The organism is Pseudoalteromonas sp. S1650, assembly GCF_005887195.1.
Taxonomy (GTDB): domain Bacteria; phylum Pseudomonadota; class Gammaproteobacteria; order Enterobacterales; family Alteromonadaceae; genus Pseudoalteromonas; species Pseudoalteromonas simplex.
On record NZ_PNDF01000023.1, the window covers coordinates 1 to 19,630 of the forward strand.

General features: G+C 38.3%; 20 protein-coding genes and 1 tRNA gene. 14 read left to right on the forward strand and 7 right to left on the reverse strand.

The window, feature by feature from the left end:
- The first annotated feature begins 184 nt into the window (after positions 1-184).
- Positions 185-763 carry a hypothetical protein gene (locus tag CWB80_RS07750; protein WP_138598915.1) on the forward strand — a complete coding sequence of 193 codons (579 nt, stop codon included), beginning with the start codon at positions 185-187 and terminating at the stop codon, positions 761-763.
- Positions 764-1,278: 515 nt separating this feature from the next.
- Here CWB80_RS07750 and CWB80_RS07755 read toward each other — a convergent pair.
- The gene (locus tag CWB80_RS07755) at positions 1,279-1,683 is read right to left on the reverse strand and encodes a hypothetical protein (protein ID WP_138598914.1); all 405 of its coding nucleotides are present in this window, start codon (positions 1,681-1,683) and stop codon (positions 1,279-1,281) included.
- 992 nt (positions 1,684-2,675) lie between these two features.
- Between CWB80_RS07755 and CWB80_RS07760 the strand changes: the two genes are divergently transcribed.
- From CWB80_RS07760 to CWB80_RS07790, 7 genes are all read left to right on the forward strand, one after another.
- Positions 2,676-3,548, forward strand: coding sequence for a hypothetical protein (locus CWB80_RS07760; RefSeq protein WP_138598913.1), 873 nt, complete (start codon positions 2,676-2,678; stop codon positions 3,546-3,548).
- 369 nt (positions 3,549-3,917) lie between these two features.
- Positions 3,918-4,931 carry a DNA cytosine methyltransferase gene (locus CWB80_RS07765; protein ID WP_138598912.1) on the forward strand — a complete coding sequence of 338 codons (1,014 nt, stop codon included), beginning with the start codon at positions 3,918-3,920 and terminating at the stop codon, positions 4,929-4,931.
- Positions 4,921-5,949, forward strand: coding sequence for a DUF262 domain-containing protein (locus CWB80_RS07770; protein ID WP_138598911.1), 1,029 nt, complete (start codon positions 4,921-4,923; stop codon positions 5,947-5,949). Before CWB80_RS07765 ends, CWB80_RS07770 begins: the two co-directional genes overlap by 11 nt.
- 7 nt (positions 5,950-5,956) lie before the next feature.
- On the forward strand, positions 5,957-6,631 hold the full coding sequence (locus CWB80_RS07775) for an MAE_28990/MAE_18760 family HEPN-like nuclease (protein ID WP_138598910.1): 675 nt from the start codon (positions 5,957-5,959) through the stop codon (positions 6,629-6,631).
- Between the two features lie 233 nt (positions 6,632-6,864).
- The gene (locus tag CWB80_RS07780) at positions 6,865-7,704 is read left to right on the forward strand and encodes a DUF2971 domain-containing protein (protein WP_138598909.1); all 840 of its coding nucleotides are present in this window, start codon (positions 6,865-6,867) and stop codon (positions 7,702-7,704) included.
- 187 nt (positions 7,705-7,891) lie between these two features.
- Positions 7,892-8,092 (forward strand): YodC family protein, encoded by a 201-nt coding sequence (locus CWB80_RS07785; protein ID WP_138598908.1) that lies wholly within the window; start codon positions 7,892-7,894, stop codon positions 8,090-8,092.
- A gap of 4 nt (positions 8,093-8,096) precedes the next feature.
- Complete coding sequence (locus CWB80_RS07790; protein ID WP_138598907.1) at positions 8,097-8,363, forward strand: DUF6953 family protein; 267 nt, start codon at positions 8,097-8,099, stop codon at positions 8,361-8,363.
- 171 nt (positions 8,364-8,534) lie between these two features.
- On the opposite strand, the gene CWB80_RS07795 is transcribed toward CWB80_RS07790, so the two are convergent.
- The 3 genes from CWB80_RS07795 to CWB80_RS07805 all read right to left on the reverse strand — a co-directional run bounded on the left by CWB80_RS07795 (position 8,535) and on the right by CWB80_RS07805 (position 10,270).
- Positions 8,535-8,771, reverse strand: coding sequence for a hypothetical protein (locus CWB80_RS07795; RefSeq protein WP_138598906.1), 237 nt, complete (start codon positions 8,769-8,771; stop codon positions 8,535-8,537).
- Positions 8,772-9,513: 742 nt separating this feature from the next.
- Positions 9,514-9,906 (reverse strand): hypothetical protein, encoded by a 393-nt coding sequence (locus CWB80_RS07800; RefSeq protein WP_138598905.1) that lies wholly within the window; start codon positions 9,904-9,906, stop codon positions 9,514-9,516.
- A gap of 49 nt (positions 9,907-9,955) precedes the next feature.
- On the reverse strand, positions 9,956-10,270 hold the full coding sequence (locus CWB80_RS07805) for a hypothetical protein (RefSeq protein WP_138598904.1): 315 nt from the start codon (positions 10,268-10,270) through the stop codon (positions 9,956-9,958).
- Between the two features lie 108 nt (positions 10,271-10,378).
- Here CWB80_RS07805 and CWB80_RS07810 point away from each other — a divergent pair, with 108 nt between their 5' ends.
- The 3 genes from CWB80_RS07810 to CWB80_RS07820 all read left to right on the forward strand — a co-directional run bounded on the left by CWB80_RS07810 (position 10,379) and on the right by CWB80_RS07820 (position 13,819).
- On the forward strand, positions 10,379-10,711 hold the full coding sequence (locus tag CWB80_RS07810; RefSeq protein ID WP_138598903.1) for a hypothetical protein: 333 nt from the start codon (positions 10,379-10,381) through the stop codon (positions 10,709-10,711).
- Between the two features lie 182 nt (positions 10,712-10,893).
- Positions 10,894-12,690 carry a tyrosine-type recombinase/integrase gene (locus tag CWB80_RS07815; protein WP_171041499.1) on the forward strand — a complete coding sequence of 599 codons (1,797 nt, stop codon included), beginning with the start codon at positions 10,894-10,896 and terminating at the stop codon, positions 12,688-12,690.
- A gap of 73 nt (positions 12,691-12,763) precedes the next feature.
- Positions 12,764-13,819: a tyrosine-type recombinase/integrase gene (locus CWB80_RS07820; protein ID WP_138598901.1), complete on the forward strand. Its 1,056-nt coding sequence runs from the start codon at positions 12,764-12,766 to the stop codon at positions 13,817-13,819.
- A 144-nt stretch (positions 13,820-13,963) separates the two neighbouring features.
- Here the strand turns inward: CWB80_RS07820 and CWB80_RS07825 are convergent.
- Positions 13,964-14,048: transfer RNA gene (locus CWB80_RS07825), tRNA-Leu, on the reverse strand.
- Positions 14,049-14,468: 420 nt separating this feature from the next.
- Between CWB80_RS07825 and CWB80_RS07830 the strand changes: the two genes are divergently transcribed.
- Positions 14,469-14,969, forward strand: a complete 501-nt coding sequence (locus tag CWB80_RS07830) for an RDD family protein (protein WP_138598900.1) — start codon at positions 14,469-14,471, stop codon at positions 14,967-14,969.
- 64 nt (positions 14,970-15,033) lie between these two features.
- Here the strand turns inward: CWB80_RS07830 and lptG are convergent, their stop codons facing one another.
- Positions 15,034-16,101, reverse strand: a complete 1,068-nt coding sequence (gene lptG, locus CWB80_RS07835) for an LPS export ABC transporter permease LptG (protein ID WP_054552636.1) — start codon at positions 16,099-16,101, stop codon at positions 15,034-15,036.
- Positions 16,098-17,210: an LPS export ABC transporter permease LptF gene (gene lptF / locus CWB80_RS07840; RefSeq protein ID WP_138598899.1), complete on the reverse strand. Its 1,113-nt coding sequence runs from the start codon at positions 17,208-17,210 to the stop codon at positions 16,098-16,100. The genes lptG and lptF overlap by 4 nt, the downstream gene beginning before the upstream one ends.
- 322 nt (positions 17,211-17,532) lie before the next feature.
- Here lptF and pepA point away from each other — a divergent pair, with 322 nt between their 5' ends.
- On the forward strand, positions 17,533-19,047 hold the full coding sequence (pepA, locus tag CWB80_RS07845; RefSeq protein ID WP_062570143.1) for a leucyl aminopeptidase: 1,515 nt from the start codon (positions 17,533-17,535) through the stop codon (positions 19,045-19,047).
- A 126-nt stretch (positions 19,048-19,173) separates the two neighbouring features.
- Complete coding sequence (locus CWB80_RS07850) at positions 19,174-19,620, forward strand: DNA polymerase III subunit chi (protein WP_054552639.1); 447 nt, start codon at positions 19,174-19,176, stop codon at positions 19,618-19,620.
- Positions 19,621-19,630 lie beyond the last annotated feature (10 nt).

A 19,630-nucleotide genomic window follows, 5' to 3' on the forward strand; every position in this document is an offset into this window, starting at 1 on the left:
TCGATCAACTGCTTGTTACTGATGGTAAATGCTTCTGTTTGTTTGGCGACGATAGAGTACCACCAACAGGCAGTTGATCTCTTCTCACCGTTTAACCATGAGTGGTGCACTTATTATCTGAATTCGGGATTCATACTTGAATAATTCTTGCAATGCGTTTTAGCTATATTAAACAACTAGGAGCTTGAAGTTAGAGATGGGGAAAAAATATTTAAACTTTACCGACCCTTATGAAAGTAAGTTTCCTGATGTAGTAAAGGTTATAAAAATTTATTTACAATTTTTTATAGGTTTTATTCTAATTACTATTCTTACTATTAAAGGGTTGTGTGAAGCATTTGAAACGTTGGGGTTACTCAGTACATTTGAAGATAATTCAATTGTCAATAAAGTGCTTGGTATAGATACATTTAGTTATATTGCAAATGCGTTAGCAATATCTGCAGGCATTGAGCTTGGACATATGTTATTTACTAACGGCCCAGATGAAGCCATTGAACCTTTAATGCTTGGAGTCACTTCCGCTGCATTTTATACCCTTTCAGCAAACTCTGGAGGCAGTTGGGTCTTAGGTATATATGCTTTAAGTATTTTAGTTCTCATGTTTTGCCTTAAGAAATACAAAGACTGGAAGTTAGATCATACAGATGAGGAGCCTCCATCAACAGATAACTCAGAAAAGTATTCAGTTAAAGTTGCTGAAGGTTCAATTGGTAGCTTCACTGTTGATGTCAAAAATATTGACAACAAACCTATCAAATAGAACTTAAAATTGTTTGGGGACATCAGGATAGAAACCCCATAAAGAAAAATTTTATGATTAGAAATTTAAAAACTTCTATCACAGAGAATTTAAGCGTCTTGAAGCATACCTTTAATATGCCATCAAACAGTATCTGATGCATCTACATTACCCCACTTTGAGAAATAAATGAGGAAGCACTTAAGATAGAAACTGGGCGAAGTCGTAAATACATATAAAACAGACCTTATTGGAACACAAAAAAAGCCCACTGATGTGGGCTTTGGTAAGGACACTAACTAACGAGAATTTGATTACCAACTTTTTGTATTAGCTGAGAAGAATTTTGCTCAAATCTAAACTGGCAGTCACCGATTGAAAAACGGGTAACTGTCAGATCTAGTGCAAACTATTTCTTATTTGAAGAGTATTTTCTTTTCAAAATTTCTTTGATCAGATAATAAACCGCAGCGAATAAGATGATTGTTGCTACACCTGCCCAAAATGGTACCCACCACATCCCTTCCTTCACTAACCTAAAAATCTGTATTATCACTAATACCTGCATCATCAAATCCCCAGTCTGACGCACCGTGGTCGTCATCAAACGTTATTATCCCGCCTTCATCCGATAACATAAAACTATGGTCTGTGTGGTTTACATGGCATTCATCAGTACTCGATATTGACTCAGACAAAGCTAAGTTGTCATTAATATCAATTAACGATACAGGCTCTGTGAGGAGCTCTGAAATATCACTTTCATCTGAAAGCACGCAAGCAGTTGCAGCAGCCATATCTATCTGCACTGAGAGGTTTAAAGGATTGGTCAGTATGTCATCACATACATCAATTGGGGTTATTTGTGTGTCTATATCTTCTTCTATAAATGGCTCCACAGAGCAATGGCCGAATAGTTTTAAACTTAGTAAGTCTGTCATAATTGCACCTTAATTTTCGTTTTGGCGCTATTTGACTTTAAGAATTTAAAACTTATTTGCAAACATATTTTTATAAAAACTTTTATCGACTAAAAAGTTTCAAAAGATAAAAAGTGTTGACTGCTTTTATCTATGGCTTTGTTTCTCGTGCAGCGCTAAACACCAGCCTGTTTACGGTTTAATCACAGCGAATGCTATGCAGGCAAACCATCTTATCTATCTCATAATTTGTTCTCCTTGGCTCTTTGTAGAGCTTGTTTATTAATAAAAGCAAAGATACTCATCCCGCTACAATTCGAGATTCTGTATCTGTTTTTTGTCAACGAGATAATCGTACACGCATTATCAAAGATTAATAAAAGTAGATTATGCAGAAAGTGTTCTGGTGTTAATTACAAAGCGAAGCGTTATCTCGCATCAAAGCAATCGCTTTGACTGCAACAAAAAGCAGTTGTGAAACAACTCAATAAATCGCGGAGTAAGAATAATTGCGAAGCCAATTTTCGAGCGCAGCAGCGCATGTCCGACTGTGGCGGACTAACCCCGCTTTTGTTTTTGTGGAGCAAAAATTTACTGTGGAATAGCGAAGCAATGAAACAGTAAACCTAAAAGTGAGGACACGAACGATTGCCAGCGTTACAAGCAACATGATTTATCAATGCGCAGCCTGGCATGGCAAAAGGGGGGTTAGTGCGGCGCAAGCCGACATGCGCTAAGCGTCAACCCTAGAAGCGAACGCTTCGTAGAGCCAGCTCGTTGACGAATGTCAACATTAGAGCTGGCGTGGGTTGTAAGCGTTTAATCGCAAAGTGAAACCTTTGCGATTAATGAAGTGAAACGCCTTATTTAGTTTATCTATAAGTATTTTCATTAGGTGTACTGAAGCGAATGCTTCTCCTAATGAAAAACCGATAATTCATCGCTAAGTTAGCAAAATTCGTATCACTCAAACCTTCATATCTCTAAGTAAACAAATCACGATGGAGATAAAAATGACGATAGATAAAGATACTTCTGGTATTACCAACAGTAATGTATATCTGCCCTACTTTGACATCGATATGCATTACAAAAAATATAAAAACCGACGACAACAAGGCCAAGCAAAACTAGAGTGGACAATAAAATATGCAATGCGGTTTGGATTTGTATCAGCGATTGTGTGTGCAGAGGCATGGCAAACGAACAGAGCAAAAACCTTAGAGTTTTTAAACAAGCTCGTTGGTATGGGATTACTTCAAACAGCTAAAACAATTCGCGCAGCAGATGGTCGCGTCTATGTATTAACATACGCAGGCGCACAATATGCACGTGAGTTAACACAAATTGACTTTCCTTATCGCTCAACATCAGAGCCAATACACCAAGTGAATCAAAACTCCATTATGCATGACAGCATTTTAAGTTTTGTTCTTGCGCTTGGTATTCAAAATAGTAATACAGACGGTACACCTAATCCGCTATGGAAAGCCTATTTGACTGAATTAGAGTTCAAACGCCTCTTTCCATCAAATAATGTAAAAAACGTTGATGCGCTAGTATTGCTAAACAATAACGAAGTCGCTGCAATTGAAATAGAGCACTCATTCAAGCGAAAACAACAGCATGAACAAAGTATTTTAAAATTTAAAAGCGCACTCTTTGGTGAGCAGAAATTATATGACAAAGTCTTTCTCATCGTAGCATCAACAAAAATTCAGCAAGACACCCAACGATTCTATAAGCAACTACTCAATGAAATGCCAACACGGTATGACAAGAAAACAAAGCAACCACTGCTGACGGAGGCAGAAGCAGAGATACTGAAAGACAAAATAATTATTAGAACAAAGTTTTTGGGTGTGATTGAAAGTAAGTTTTATTGAAATTCAACAATGCTTGTAATTGTGGTCACATGGAGTGTTGGTTTTATGAGAGGTTAAAAAATTATAGCACCTAGCTTTCATAAACTTACCTTGATGCAGTGCTAATAATACTGATGTAGATAACTTCCTTTGTCTCAAAGTTGCTTAGCAATTTTGACCTACGGCCTATGAAAAGCAAAATAGAGCATGGAACTAGCCAACAAGTTGTATAACACAATTCTGAGGTGAAATACGAGACCTCTGACTCGAAGTCTGTTTTTAAAGAAAAGCCTGAATTCTTATATTGATACTGATCTAATTTAACATGTTTTGGAAATTCAGTTGATATATAATACTAAAAAGTAATGACTAGACAAAAGTTAAACTCAAATGAAAATTGTCGATTTATTCTCCGGTCTCGGTGGAATGACTATCGGATGCATTCAAGCTTCATACGCATTAAACGTTCCATTAGAAATAGCATTTGCATGTGATGCATCTTCTTCATGTAGTAATTTTTATCGACATAATTTCCATACGTATATACATAATTATTATGAGGGTGATATTCTAAATATAGAGCCTCAAAACTTAATTTATGATGCCCCCATAGACTACCTTTTTGCGGGCCCTCCATGTCAGGGGCATTCTGATTTAAACAACTCGACAAGACGTGATGATCCAAGAAATTTACTTTACTTAGAAACATTGAAACTCATCAATCACTTCAACCCAAATGTGTTTGTAATAGAAAATGTACCAACTGTAGTTCATTCTAAAGAACGAGTGGTAGAACAGTTATCTAGGCACCTGAAAGGCAAATACTCTGTTGAAGAATATGTTGTCGACTTTCTTAAACTTGGAATTGCGCAAACTCGAAAACGCCACATATTAGTAGGAAGCAGAGTTGCTTTGCCTGAAAACTTCTTAAACAGAATTTATGCAGGCCTAAAACAAACTAATTTGAGACAGGTAATTGGAGATTTAGAAGAAATCAGTTCTACTCAGCTTATAGATGTACCTTCTAGAATGATGCCTAATAACAAAAATAGAGTAGATTTTCTTTTTGACAATAACTTGTATGACCTTCCAAATTCAGAGCGCCCAAAATGTCACCAAGGTGACCATAGCTACAAATCCATGTATGGTCGTCTAAATTGGGATAAGCCAGCTCAGACCATAACAGGAGGATTTGGCTCTATGGGACAAGGAAGATTTGTACACCCATCGAAAAAAAGAGTTATAACACCAAGGGAGGCAGCCCGAATTCAGGGATTGCCAGATTGGCTGGATTACTCTAAAGTTCCTAAAAGAGGTGACATACAACAAATGATTGGAAATGTAGTCCCACCTATTTTATCAAAGCAAATAATCTTGGAAATGGAAGGATATAATGAAAAATAACCAAGATGTTGAAGATCTAAGTCAACTTGAATTACAGCTTCGAGATACTCAAACAACTATTACATACGATACTAAAGAATATGTTGTTGAGGTAATTGTATCTCGATTTGAAAAAGGATTGTTTTACATCCCAGGTTACCAAAGAAAGTTTGTATGGGATTTAAAAAAACAGAGTAGGTTTATTGAATCTGTGCTGATGGGGTTACCTATCCCTTTTATGTTTGGCATCTCTAACCCTAATGGAAAAACGGAGATACTAGATGGCGCTCAAAGAATTAATACGCTAGCATCATTCATTAAAAATGAGTTGACACTTAAAGACCTAGAGCGCATTGATCAACTAAATGGGCTAAAGTTTTCTGACCTACCAACTTCTCAACAAAACAAGTTGTTGGATAGATCAATTCGTATGGTAATTCTACCAGAAACTGTTCCAAATCAAGCTAGACTCGATATGTTTGAGCGCATAAACTCTGGTAGTGAACACCTTAATAAGAGTGAAATAAGAAAAGGCGCCTATTCAGGCCCCTTTTACGATTTTGTGGCTCAATTAGCTGAAGATGAACTTTTCAATAAATTATGTCCAATCTCCGAGAAGTCTAAAGATCGAGGAGAAAGGGAAGAGTTAGTTTTACGATTTTTTGCTTATTCCGAAAAATATAAAGAATTTAAACATTCAGTTTCACAGTTCTTAGATAATTATCTCGTAGAAAAAAATAACGAAGGCTTTGATAAAGATATACTCCTTCAAGATTACAAAAATATGCTGGAATATGTAGCAGAAAATCTCCCTGCAGGCTTTGCAAAAGCAGTAAACTCAAAGTCAACACCACGTGTTAGATTTGAGGCAATAGCAATTGGGGTTAATTTGGCTTTAAAGGAAAACCCTGAGCTGCCCCCAATGAAAGAAGATGTTACTCAAACATTAGAATTTAAAAAGCATGTTACAACACATGCGAGTAATTCAGGACCTAGACTAAGGGGCAGAGTCGAGTTCGTTAGAGATTATTTGTTATAGGGATTATATGGAATCATTCACGGCAGAGTATAATAAGAGAAAGCTAGAAATAGAAGCTTATTTAAATTTGTTGACAGCCTTAGACAAAGACGGTGCGAATATAACTGATATTGATGGCAATATATTCCCCGTTTCATCTTTAGCAAACAAAGTCTGTAAAGCCTCTACTCACCTTATAATATACAACTTAGTCGAGGCAACCGTTTCAGAAGGTGTTAAGAGTATTTACAATAAAATTGCAGATGAAAAGCTTGGCTTTATCGAAATTATGGAGAAACTCAGAAAAGTTTGGTGGCATTCCAAGTCAATTAGTCTTACTACTTGTGCAAGTAATAACTTGATTGACAATATATATGACTATTATTGCGAGGCCCATAACAATACCCCTCTAGATTTTAGCAACTTTATTTCAGGAGTTTCAGGAAATCTTGACGCAGATATTATCAGAAACGTTTGCCATACATACGGAATTACTCCTGTAAGTGATGGAAGAGATCTAGGAAGTGTAAAGCAAAATAGAAATGACTTAGCTCACGGTAACAAGTCATTTTCAGATATTGGTCAAGATCAGGTTCCTTCAGATCTTTACAATGTTAAAATTAGAGTCTTTGATTTTTTAGATGAATTTGTAGCTAACGTAAATACATACCTAACGGAGCTACATTACAAGAACGTTTCGTAGTTTCATAAATGCTATTCGTTATACTTAAATTTTTGTCATTTTTGCACTTTACTTCCATTCCCCCTAATTCTGTTAGGAGTGGAACAAGCTATTAAGTTAGTACGCTAGTATTTAAATGGTAATAGTTTATTGTGTTTGGTGCAGCCTACTAACAAAAGAAGTAATATATTGCGTGTCAAAGAGATGCTCAAATTGCGCACAATTAAGTTGTGAAATTTAAAAACTGGATATATATGACTTTGTATCACTACACTGACCAAAATGGATTTATGGGTATCTTCATCAACCAAGAGTTGTGGGCAACCAAAATTCAATACCTAAATGATGAGAAAGAATATGCTCTCGCATTAACTCTAGCTAAAGAACACTTGGAAGACTTAATAGAAGAAGCCAAGACACATCAAGAAAGAGCGTTAATAACTAAATTAAATTACTATATTGATATTATCCCCAATATCAAGAATATGAATATATGTGTGTCTTCTTTGACTGAAAATGGGGATTTGTTAAGCCAGTGGAGAGGATATTCACGCACCCTGGGTGGATATTCTATCGGATTTAATGAATTTGCTTTTGAGCCTTTTATTACCCTTCAAGGCTTTGAATTAGCTCAATGTGTATATGAGAACAATGCACAAAAAGAACTTGTCAAAAGTATGATTGACCAAGTCATTGATGAGTTTAACTCAGAACCCGAACCTGGATACAAAATGGAAACATATTATGAAAGTGGTAATGAGTTTCTTGACCGACTGGCAAAAATAGCCCCTTTATTAAAAGACTCTAGCTTTGCAGAGGAGTGTGAGTGGAGAGTTATTGCAACAGTTAACTTCGAAGATTTAGAATTTCGTGCTGGTAATTCAATGCTAACGCCATTTTATAAAGTAAATCTAGATAGTGTGGACTTCAGTAGACTGATTGATGAAATTATAGTTGGTCACACCCCTCATCCAGAGCTTGCCATTAGCGCAACTGAAGCATTTGTTTTGAAACATTTCCCTCCTTTGGATAAAGACGATTATCAATGCCCAATTAAAGTAAAACAAAGTAATATACCATTCAGAAATTGGTGACCTATAAGTTTTACGAGTTGCTAAAAGTTCTAGCTTATGTTTGCTTTTCTCTATTTTTAAAATTATTTATTAACTCACAGGAAAACGATTAGGCTACTAAATTAAAATGCCGTAACGCTATTGAAGATAGATAATTAAGCCATATATAAAAATATACAGACCATAATCTTTAAAGTGAGAGTGACGTATGAGTAAGACACCTGATTTCAATGTTGGTGATATTGTTAAGCTAAAGTCCGGAGGCCCTGATATGACAGTTAAAGAAGTACGCATAAATATTAGAGATGAGTTTACAGGTAATTATCGTTGCCAGTGGTTTGCAGGAAAGAAGCTTGATCTTGGAGACTTCCCTCAAGAATCACTATTGAAAGTTGAGGCTGTTATTTAAATTGATGGAAGCGAAAGATATTGCCGAATGGATGCAGACTGAGCTCACGCTTCATGGTTGTATCTATCAGGACGATGCGGTTGATTATGCCATTAAATCTCAAGCTGAAGAATTGCTAAGAGAGAATCCTGATGGCAATTTGGTTCTGGGTAGAAATATATTAACTGAATTCAAAAAGCTAAATGAGAACACGGTTGTATGGGTAAAACCTGATAGGTATTGGCGTTGGCGTGTTGATGAAGATGAGGCTGGGAGAGAAGCTAGAGGGTAGTATTTAATCAAACACAATTAATTCGTTCATAGGCTCGCTGAAATATTAACAACAGGGCTATAACTCAATAGTTGCCCTTTAGAACTAAAAGGCTTCTGACCAAAAATAACTTAACCATAGCGTCCCCCTCTACCACAAACTTAAAAAAAAGCGCCCATTAGGCGCTGAGTATCACAGGTATTTTTCTCTTAAGTTCGATTCAACATAGCCTAAGATTTCTGCAAAAATGAATGCGATAATAAGTCGTGCATATCCATCAATACCCGAAAATGCATAACTTGATGCAGCTTTGTAGATGGAAAAATAGTCCACGACCCAAAATCCAACCGCAATAACTACAGATATATAAATTACATTCACAATAACTCGAACTAAATCTAGAACGAACTTTAAGCGTAATGTCTTCACACAGTTTCTCCTGTTTTATGTACTGTGCAAATACATATGTTTGATCGATGAGAAATCTAAAGAGAAAAGCAGACACACTGTGCCTGCTTTTCTATTTTATTGCTCTGTCATTCATCTGAGTTTGCTGCAACGCATTCGTGCAACTCACACAGCTAACTCTCCCTACAGTTAACTCTTATCGCAAACCGCTTATATATGCGAGCTGACTTCCTAAAGAAGCCAAATCTAGGTCCACCGCCAGGGTGCGGTGGTAACGACATTTGCTAAGTGATGATTGAGCGTCCTGCTTATTTCAGTATGTCTCGCACTATTAAGTAAGAAATAAACAAGCAAAATAAGTGCGTTTATTACCAGTTTAGTAAAGTGAATTCTGGTTTACTATCTTACTAGCGCCGCTATTTTTTACTTGAGCTAGCATGTGATGGATAGTAGAAATGACATTGCTATTGTTCTAAGGCCGTATAGTGAAATCATGCTCCGTTTGCGATGTGTTATAGTTAATTACTAGCAAAGGTAACGAGCTATATTTTTTCCTCACATTGAATTGGAGAAGTGCTATGAACTTTCAGATTGAATACTTAACTTTTCTGGTCCCCCTATCAATGATGATTGGCGGCGCTATTTGGGTATATCTAGATAATAAAAAAGCGAGTGCCAACGAATAGTGTCATTGCAAGTAAGGGCATGACGCTATCTGGTAGTAATATGTTCAAGAAAAAGCGACTCTTTCGAGTCGCTTCAATTAACCATCATTTTCAATGATTGTGCTCCAATGCCACTGCGCTAATTCGAAAAACAAATCAGGCGGCAGTAGAAAGAACTGTTCAAATTCATCAGCCCAGAGCTCGCAGAAATCTTTTATTTGGTCAATGTACAAGATAAGTATGCGATACATACCGCTCCCTTCAAGATACTGACTTTCAAGACTGCTCTCTCGAGCAATTGACTTACTAACACTTACTCCGACGACTTTTCCAACATCATCACGATGAACGTATATGTATTGTGAAAAGTCTAACTCAAGCCTGTCTTCGTTAGTGACATTTGCAAGCCAAAGGCTCGTCGATGCGTCTTGAAATGGTGACTTAGACTCTCTTGTGTACTTTCTGACAATTTGAAATTTTGTTTGGCTCATGTTTATCTCCTGTATGTACTTAAAGATAAACATGTTCACTGCATGCGAATTAATACGAGTTATCGAAGTCAAATTCCAACTGACGTTCATCAACAAAGCTTTCACTATCACCAACGTCATTACCCATTAATAAGTTAGTGTTGCTGCAAAGTAGTAATAATAGAGACCTTAGAAGAGATAACTGTTCATAGCTAAAACTAATTTTGTAGCTACTAGAAAAGCAGTGAAATAACAGCTTCTCTACATCAAAATCATCTTCCGTAAAGTTTAGGTCATAAATAGCGTCATACTCTTGATAAAGGCACTGACTAACTTTCTCTAAAAAATCGGCTGCTACAGCTGCATTAAATTTGTAATTATCCATTTCATTTACTCCATGTTATTAAAATCAAAAATAAGAAGCGGCAGACAATGCAAATTTTGCATAAGTAGCTCGTATTTATTTTCGAAGACAAACTTTTTGGAGATGAATATGACTAACTCAAACGTTGTGGAACTATTTCAGAAGCGACCTGCAGTTGCTAATGATGAAGAATATATTGCTTTATATGAACAAAATGATGGCTACATATATTACGTAAGAAACTATGTTGCCCAGCAGGAGTTTATAGTCGTTAGCGACTCTTTTATGCAAGCGTTGCCTGAAGAAATGCGCCCAGCTACGAACGTGTTTTTCAGTTGTAATTTCTACTTATTGAAACAGTTCAAGCGAGATGTGCAATCACATATTCAACACACTGGACAATTTTTATATTTTTATCACTTGTTTGATAAATCAGTTAACGCGTTTTTTGACTCGTTATAACCTAAAGCCAGCTATGCTGGCTTTTTCATAAGACTGTACCTGTCAAATTTATAAATAATTTTTTTTACCCCATTTTCAAAAATCTTAAAAAACCATTTTTTTTCTTTATCTGGCAAAATTGACTTACGTTAATTTTTAGTAGGTTAAAGATGCATACTTCACACTCAAGTAATGTTAATTCAATGGCGCATACAAATGCGCCATTGGTTAACTGTGCTTGTGCATATGCATCAACAAGGTGGCTAACAACTGACGAGCTTGAGACAAGGCTAGGGTTTCCTAAAGAAAGAATAATAAAGTTAGCCAAAAAAGGTGAACTGCAAGGTGATTACGATGAAGATGAAGACACTTGGTGGTTTTTGCCAGAAGAAGCGGAAGAGTACAACAAGCGAATGCGAGAGGCTTTATCTCAGAAAAAACAGCAGGATCAAAGAGAATCCACCTCATCAAAGCAGAAAGTTACTGAAGTACCTGAAAGTGCTAAGTCCGTACCCACAGAGAAAGTTGCTGAAGTATCTCAAAGTACGACGCCCGTATCTACAGGGGTAGCTGTTGAAGTATCTCAAAGTACAACACCCGTATCTACAGAGAACTTTGCTGAAGTATCTCAAAGTACAACACCCGTACCCACAGAGAATCCATCGACTCTCCAAGATACTACAACAAAACTTAAACACACAGCTGTCGATCAAGAAAAAAGCCATATATCAAATTTCGACTCTTCAGAAATAGCAATTGCTCAGGCTGCAATAGCCAAAGAGGCTGAATCGCAAAGGCTCTATTATGTGCTAAAAGCCAAAGAGCGGATTGATGAATTTTCTATGTTGAATACACAAGAAAAAGGCAAACTTACTCAAAAGTACCTGAAAGATTTAAAATCAGGTTTACCAAAAGGTTCAATTCCTGATTATGTCGAATTATATAAGCTAGGGGTAAAAAAAAGAGGCAATAAATATTATCTTTCTTTTAGAAATAAGAGTGATGAACACAAAGCTATAGCTTCCATTTTTGACTCTGAAGGTACGAGATTAAGCCTTGAAACAGAATGCTTAGAAGAAGCCAAGGAAAAAGCAAATCAGAAAATACATGAAGCCTCTTTAAAAAGTCCAAAACCGCTAAAAGAAACAAAGGGGCGTTATTTAGGAAACGCGTTAGCACAAGCACACACTCAAACATCTTCTTCCACGGCAAGTACAGCTGACGCAAAAATCAAAAAGCTTGGGGTTTGGCACTACATTGCTGGTGACTTACCACTAGAATATTTTGATGTAAGCTTCGTGAATATGGTTATACAGGAAATGCATGAAAATGAATGGTCTGATAGTACGAAACATCAATACGGTGTCGAATTAAGAGCTGCCAGTAAAATTGCGTATGAATTAAAGTGGATATCACACCAACCAACAATCCCATCTTTTAAATCAGGGGAGCGAGAGTTTATTGATTTACCATATTCCACTTGGCAAAGATTCGTAAATCACTACGCTAAAACAATGCAAGAAAAAATGTTTCTAATGCTGTTATGGCATATGGGGATAAGATACACCTCACTGCTGGAAGCTGATGTCTCACAATTCGACTTAAACAAAAAAATCATGCACCTACCTGCCCTAAAAAATAAAGCAAGAGTGATGGTGGAAGTCCCTCTCAGTGATGAGGCTATTCAATGTATTACATCCCTTCTTAAATATCGAAAAGAAAATAGCATTTCGTCCAGCAAGCTGTTTGCAGATAAAAAAGGCAAATTGCCGAGGCTCAATTATCTTCGCTGGCGAGCTGCAATTAAAGCAGCTAATTTACCTGACAGTTTTGTTCCTCATCATGTGAGACACTACTTTGCGACCGATCTAAGACGAAATGGGGCAACTTTAGAGACCATCGCGAAGGCTGGAGGTTGGACATCAACAGAAAGTGTTAAGCGCTATTGTCATATCGGTGTTACTGTAACAGAACTTCAAGCTGTAAATAGTCGAACATAAATAATAAACCCTTCTGTATTTTCCTCTTTTTATCATTAAGTTAATAGCATAGGTATTCACTGGAGCATAACCTATGATCTATAAGAAAAAAGAGAGTAAGTATTGGTACACAAAGTTTGAGCTAAGCTATGGAGATAAGCGCAAGCGTATAAACAAAAGCACCAGACAAACATCAAAAGCTAAGGCAGAAGCCTTTGAAGCATGCTTAAAGCAAGAACTTTGGAGGCAAATCACTGATCCGACGCCTGAAGCACACTGCTTTTCTGAAGCTGTTGAGATTTATCTTGAATCGAGACAATCAAATCGCACAGTTAAAGAAAAAGCATCAAAACTAGAATGGTGGAAGGTCAAATTAGCCGATCCTAATGTCCAGAAAATAGACACTCACTTAGTACTCTCGACTATTGCAAAAAAGCAAGAAATATCAATTGCTACTCGCAACAGATACTTGGCAGAGCTTAAGGCGTTTTTAAACTTCTGTCACCAAGAGCTTGGCTGGATAGATAGAGTACCCGTAATTAAGATACAGAAAGAGCCTAGACGTGCCTTTTTTAAACTAGATAACGCTGATGTTATAAAGCTCTTAGAATGCGCGCCCTACTACCTAAGAAGTGTCCTCATTTTCGCTTTACTCACAGGAATGAGGCGAAGCAATATTTTTTCACTACGATGGTCACAAATCGACTTCTGCAAACAGTGTATCTATATTGATGCGAAAGATCACAAATCGAAAGATCACGTCATAGTACCATTATCTCACAAAGCAATAACGATGCTTTCACAGCTAAAAGAGCAGAGAAGCTCTACTTATGTATTTGTAAATAATAACAATAACCCTGTTAAAGATATTAAAGATGCAATGTGGAAACGCATTACCAAACAGGCACAATTGGATGGTTTAAGGTTTCATGACTTAAGACACAACTGGGCAACTAGGCATATTGAGGCTGGTACAGACCTGTTGGCCTTAAAAGAACTGGGTGGCTGGAAAACTTTAGAAATGGTGCAACGTTATGCTCACCCTTCGCAAGAGTACCTTGCTGAGCAAGCGAAAAATATTGATGGACCAAAATCCAGCTTACAAGAATCCAAGCTAATAGAAGTGAGCTGTGACAAAAACAACTCATGACCATTGTGACAAGTAAAAAGCAGAAACAAAACTGTGGCAAAAAATCGTCACAGTTTGGGTTAATTTTATAAAAAAATGGATGTGACTAAGAAAAACTATATTGCAGAAAAGAAAAAACCCGTTGAAAATCAACGGGTTAAAAAGTGGTACCAGTAGGCGGACTTGAACCGCCACGCCCGAAGGCAACGGATTTTGAATCCGTCATGTCTACCAATTCCATCATACTGGCTTCATTTTTCTTTAACCTTCTAAACACGAGAAGATAAAGAAAAACCACTTTAGAGCGAAAGCTTTTTTTACTGCTTTTGTCTCTATGCCAAGCATTATACAAAGAATGGGTAAGGCAGCAAGCGTTTTGTGCGGCGTCACTGATCAACCGAACAATAATTAAACAAGTTGTTAACTTTAGAGTTTGTCAGTGTCCACTACCCTACTAGTTTTATAGGTATTGAAATTTTAAAGCTTGGATGATTAAAGGTATGGTGGGTTTTGCTTTAATAAATAGTGATGTTTGCATACTCATTTTGATTGTGTAATTAAGGTTAGCAAAGCCAGTTCAGTTCCCAGCATACTAAACAGCCGTTAAGTATTTCTTGTTTGCGAAGGACTTTGCTAAACTACTGCGCAATTTAATTGGATGAGATTGTTTATGTCAGCTGAGTTTCCACGTGCCGGTTTCTGGCGCCGCTTTGCCTCTTTAATTTACGATACCTTGGTTATCATTGCCTTTGCGATGCTGACAACCGTACTGTATTTATTAGCTATTCAAGGGCTTATTTCTTTAGAGTTACTTAGCATTGGTGACGCCGAAGATGTCTCTGCTTTCATTCAAAATTCACCCTTACTATACGGTATCCGTAGCGCATTATTAGTAATAGTGAGTATCAGTTTCTTTAGTTACTTTTGGACTAAAAGCGGCCAAACAATTGGTATGCGCGCGTGGCGTTTGAAGGTGCAAACCCTCGATGGCCATTTAATTAGCTGGCATCAAGGTGCACTTAGAGCCATTACTGCACTATTAGGTTTAGGTAACTTAGTGGTGTTGGTCGATTTTAAAAATAAACGCGCATTGCAAGATTACATTGCAAAAACTGAAGTGATCACTTTAACTAAAGAAGAAAACAAACGTATTTATCGCTCACTTGATTAAAGGCAAATCAAGCATAAAAAAAAGCGTGGTTCAAACCACGCTTTTTTATGATTTAAAACGAATTTTACACCCGTTTATTCAACAGGTATGTTGCAAACCCAATAAACAACAGACTTGGTAACACAGCACCAACCACAGCTGGAATTTGGTAAACCATTACCACAGGACCAAATATCTCATTGGTTAAGTGGAAAGTAATACCAGTTATAACACCCATGATGATACGTGCGCCCATGGTTACTGTGCGAAGTGGTCCGAATATAAACGACAGAGCAACTAACAACATAACGGCGATAGATACTGGCTGCATGATTTTGCGCCATAGCGCCAACTCATAGGTGCTAGTATCTTGTTCATTTTGCTGTAAATAACCTAAATAAGACCAAAGCCCAGTAAACGACAACGATTCGGGCTTAACTGATACAACGCCTAATTTTTCAGCAGTCAGCTGCGAGTCGTAGAACTCTTCTTTGTACTGCTCAGTCGTGATCTGCTCTGGCGTGATCATGACTTTATTTACATCACGAAGTAACCAGCCATCTTTACGATTTAATGCTTCTTCTGCCTTGGTAATTTGCGTAAGTTGCAACGATTTATCAAAGTGATACATATGCACGCCACGTAAAGTACCTTGCTGATCGACATCTTCAATATTAATAAAGTTACTACCATCTTTCGCCCACACACCTTGCTTAGCATTAAATACATCACCACCATAAATCGCTTGGTTACGTATTTCTTTTGCTTTGAGCTGTGCTTCTGGGGCGCCCCATTCACCTAGCGCCATCATACAAATAGCCATAAACATCGCGGTTTTCATGACTGAGACAATAATTTGCAAACGTGACATACCCGCCGCTTGCATAACAACCAACTCACTATTTGATGCCAATGCGCCTAGACCTGTTAAGCCACCAATCAATGCAGCCATTGGGAAGAAGATAACTAAGTCACCTGGCATGCTATACAGGGTGTAAATCAACGCTGTTGCAATATCGTAGCTACCACGGCCAACTGATTTTAACTGCTCAATAAACTTAATGAGGGTACTGATACCTACCAGCACCATTAACGCAAAACCGGTTGTTTGAATTATGCTGCGACCTAAATACCAGTCGAGTGTTTTCATCATGCGCTTAACTCCCGCTTAGTCACAACTGCCTTTAACCATGCGCCGAGCGGACGACCTTTAATAATCAAGAAACCACCAATAAACAAGGCTGATAAATGGATCCACCATAAGCCAATTGAAGGCGGTATTTTTCCATCTTCAACAGCAAACTTAGCGGCATTCAACAAAATGAAATACCCTAAATACAAGCTAATTGCGGGCACTAATTTAGCGAATTTACCTTGGCGCGGATTCACCACACTCAGAGGCACCGCGAGTAAAGTTAATAATGGAATTGAAAGTGGAATAGCTAAACGCCACTGCCACTGTGCAATGGCTTCAGAGGTTTTCATTTTGAATAAATCAAGGGTTGGAATTGCTTCTAACTTACGGCGCTGGTGCTCTATTTCTTGATCTTGAATTTGTACACTGTAACCATCGAACTCAGTTAAGTTCAAAGCAGCAGACTCGCCGTCTGTTTCGTAACGCTTACCATCATTAAGAACAAGTTGCTGTTCACCGTTATCTTGTTCAATCACCACACCACGCTCTGCATACACTAAACGGGCTAAGTCACCTTTTTCACGATCAGGTAACTGCGCAACAAATACCTTGTGTAGCTCTTTACCACTGTTTTCAATGTTGTGAATAAAAACGACCGCTTTTTCGTTACCTGTTTGCTGGAAACGCCCAGCACGTAATGCCGATAAGCCTGCATCGGCTTTTGCTTGTTCTTTTAATTGATATTCTTGCTCACTGGCCCATGGTGCGACATAAAGAGTTAGGGCACCAGCTAAAATAGCCATGGCAGTACTTGAGATAAGCGTTACCCGAACTACGTACCACTCACTGACACCGCAGGCTCTGAAAACTGTCATTTCGCTGTCAGCATAAATGCGACTGTACGCCAAAATAATACCCAAAAAGATACTCAAAGGCAGGATAAGTGAAGCAAGTTGAGGAAGTTTTAGCGCAATCATCGAAAGCACAAGTTTAGCTGGAAGACCCCCTTCAGAGGCGTCTCCTAAAATAACAACAAACTTTTGAGACACAAAAATAGTCATCAAAGTTAAAAATACGGCGACCTGCGACTTGAAGACTTCAGTGGTCAAATAACGAAAAATTAGCAATGCTCGCCCCTGTTAAACATCGAGTTTCACTGGAATAGTAAGGATTTTTGAGTAAACTAGTTATTTTACTCACTTTATTATATGTCATCAGTGTCAAATATCATACCTAGCAAGCGCATATAATCTTGCATTAATGGTACAGATGACATCTATTATGTGATATTGATATTCACATTAAGATAAAGTTCAAAAACACATAAATAGAGTCATGGTTTATGTACTAAGATTAGTGCTACTAAACTAAAAAATGTAAGAAAAGACTCGAAAAAGAAATTCTTACCCTTATAAATTAAGGTTATACGACTCAATATCAGGAGCAACAATGGAATTTAGCGTAAAAAGTGGTAGTCCAGAAAAGCAACGTAGCGCATGTATTGTAGTAGGCGTTTATGAGCCACGTCGTTTATCCCCCATTGGTGAACAATTAGATAAAATCAGTGACGGTTATATCTCAAACTTATTGCGCCGCGGCGATCTTGAAGGTAAGCCTGGCCAAGTATTACTATTACATCATGTACCTAATGTACTAAGCGAACGAGTATTATTGGTAGGTTGCGGCAAAGAGCGCGAGCTTGATGACAAACAATACAAACAAATTATCTCAAAAACGATAAACACACTTAACGAAACAGGTTCAATGGAAGCGGTATGCTTTTTAACTGAGCAACATGTTAAGAGTCGTGACACTTATTGGAAAGTACGCCAAGCAGTTGAAACAACTCAGGACTGCTTATACACCTTCAATCAACTGAAGAGCAAAAAAAGCGACCCTCGTCGTCCTTTACGTAAAATTGTTTTCAACGTACCAACGCGTCGTGAGTTAACCATTGGCGAAAGTGCAATTGAGCATGGCTTAGCCATCGCTGCAGGTAGCAAGTTATGTAAAGACGTTGCCAATATGCCGCCAAATATCTGTAATCCTGCGTATTTAGGTGAGCAAGCGCAAGAAATCGCTGATAACTTCGATAATGTGACTGTTGATATTATTGGCGAAGAAAAAATGGCAGAGCTTGGCATGAATTCATACCTGGCGGTTGGCCGTGGTAGTGCTAATGAATCGGTTATGTCGGTGATCAACTATCAAGGTGGCGACAAAGACCAAGCGCCAATCGTGTTAGTCGGTAAAGGCTTAACTTTCGACTCAGGCGGTATTTCAATCAAGCCAGGCGAAGCCATGGATGAAATGAAATACGACATGGGTGGTGCAGCGGGTGTTATTGGTACTATGCGCGCACTTGTGCAAATGCAATTACCAATTAACGTTGTCGGTGTTTTAGCGGGTTGTGAAAACATGCCTGGCTCAAACGCTTATCGCCCAGGTGATATCTTAACCACTATGTCGGGGCAAACAGTTGAAGTGTTAAACACCGATGCTGAAGGCCGTTTAGTACTGTGTGATGCACTAACCTATGTTGAGCGCTTTGAACCAGATACCGTTGTTGATGTAGCAACACTAACAGGTGCGTGTATTATCGCGCTGGGTTCGCATGCCACAGGTTTACTATCAAACCACAACCCACTGGCCCATGACCTACTAAAAGCATCTGAGCAAAGTGGCGACCGTGCATGGCAGTTACCTTTATGGGATGACTATCAAGAGCAACTTGAAAGCCCATTCGCTGATTTCACCAACTTAGGTGGCCGTGCCGCAGGTACGATTACAGCGGCATGCTTTTTATCTAAATTCACCAAAAAATATAACTGGGCGCATTTAGATATCGCAGGTACAGCATGGCGCAGCGGCGGTAAAAACAAAGGCGCAACCGGTCGTCCGGTGCCTATGTTGACTCAGTATTTGCTAAACCGCGCAGGCGTGAGCGAAGCAAGTCACGATTAAGCCTTACCGCAAGCTTAAAACTAACCCTAAATAAGGCGCCAAATGGCGCCTTATTAATTGAAGCAATTCGCGTTCTATGTCAAAATCCCTGCTTTGATCTGTGTATCTGTGGGGACGAAAGTCACTATGAATATGAACGCACAATTTTACGTTCTAAAACAAGATGATAGTGCCCACCAAGCGGCTGGCGCTGTTTTCGATCTGGCAGCTAAAATTGCTGCGGATCAGTATCGTCTAGGTCATCGCGTATTTATTTACGCTGATAACACCGACACGGCCCACACAATCGACGACATCATTTGGTCATTTGAACCAGATAGTTTTGTACCACACAACTTACAAGGTGAAGGCCCTAAAGGTGGCGCTCCGGTTGAAATTGGTATGACTCCACCTGTCGGCAACAGAAAAATATTAATCAACCTAGCTGAGCACCTACCGGATTTTATTCGCCGTTTTCAGCAGGTTTATGATTTCGTACCCGTTGAGCCAAATGCTAAGCAAGCCGCCCGTGAGCGGTTTAAAAAGCTTCGCCAACTGGGCGCCCATATTGCAACGCAAGAAATTGACATTTAAGCATTTATTT

Bases quoted from the DNA above. Each gene is read 5' to 3' on its own strand.
- CWB80_RS07755 (WP_138598914.1), bottom strand. From the start codon at position 1,683: ATGACAGACTTACTAAGTTTAAAACTATTCGGCCATTGCTCTGTGGAG.
- CWB80_RS07760 (WP_138598913.1), top strand. From the start codon at position 2,676: ATGACGATAGATAAAGATACTTCTGGTATTACCAACAGTAATGTATAT.
- CWB80_RS07765 (WP_138598912.1), top strand. From the start codon at position 3,918: ATGAAAATTGTCGATTTATTCTCCGGTCTCGGTGGAATGACTATCGGA.
- CWB80_RS07770 (WP_138598911.1), top strand. From the start codon at position 4,921: ATGAAAAATAACCAAGATGTTGAAGATCTAAGTCAACTTGAATTACAG.
- CWB80_RS07775 (WP_138598910.1), top strand. From the start codon at position 5,957: ATGGAATCATTCACGGCAGAGTATAATAAGAGAAAGCTAGAAATAGAA.
- CWB80_RS07780 (WP_138598909.1), top strand. From the start codon at position 6,865: ATGACTTTGTATCACTACACTGACCAAAATGGATTTATGGGTATCTTC.
- CWB80_RS07785 (WP_138598908.1), top strand. From the start codon at position 7,892: ATGAGTAAGACACCTGATTTCAATGTTGGTGATATTGTTAAGCTAAAG.
- CWB80_RS07790 (WP_138598907.1), top strand. From the start codon at position 8,097: ATGGAAGCGAAAGATATTGCCGAATGGATGCAGACTGAGCTCACGCTT.
- CWB80_RS07800 (WP_138598905.1), bottom strand. From the start codon at position 9,906: ATGAGCCAAACAAAATTTCAAATTGTCAGAAAGTACACAAGAGAGTCT.
- CWB80_RS07805 (WP_138598904.1), bottom strand. From the start codon at position 10,270: ATGGATAATTACAAATTTAATGCAGCTGTAGCAGCCGATTTTTTAGAG.
- CWB80_RS07810 (WP_138598903.1), top strand. From the start codon at position 10,379: ATGACTAACTCAAACGTTGTGGAACTATTTCAGAAGCGACCTGCAGTT.
- CWB80_RS07815 (WP_171041499.1), top strand. From the start codon at position 10,894: ATGGCGCATACAAATGCGCCATTGGTTAACTGTGCTTGTGCATATGCA.
- CWB80_RS07820 (WP_138598901.1), top strand. From the start codon at position 12,764: ATGATCTATAAGAAAAAAGAGAGTAAGTATTGGTACACAAAGTTTGAG.
- CWB80_RS07830 (WP_138598900.1), top strand. From the start codon at position 14,469: ATGTCAGCTGAGTTTCCACGTGCCGGTTTCTGGCGCCGCTTTGCCTCT.
- lptG (WP_054552636.1), bottom strand. From the start codon at position 16,101: ATGATGAAAACACTCGACTGGTATTTAGGTCGCAGCATAATTCAAACA.
- pepA (WP_062570143.1), top strand. From the start codon at position 17,533: ATGGAATTTAGCGTAAAAAGTGGTAGTCCAGAAAAGCAACGTAGCGCA.
- CWB80_RS07850 (WP_054552639.1), top strand. From the start codon at position 19,174: ATGAATATGAACGCACAATTTTACGTTCTAAAACAAGATGATAGTGCC.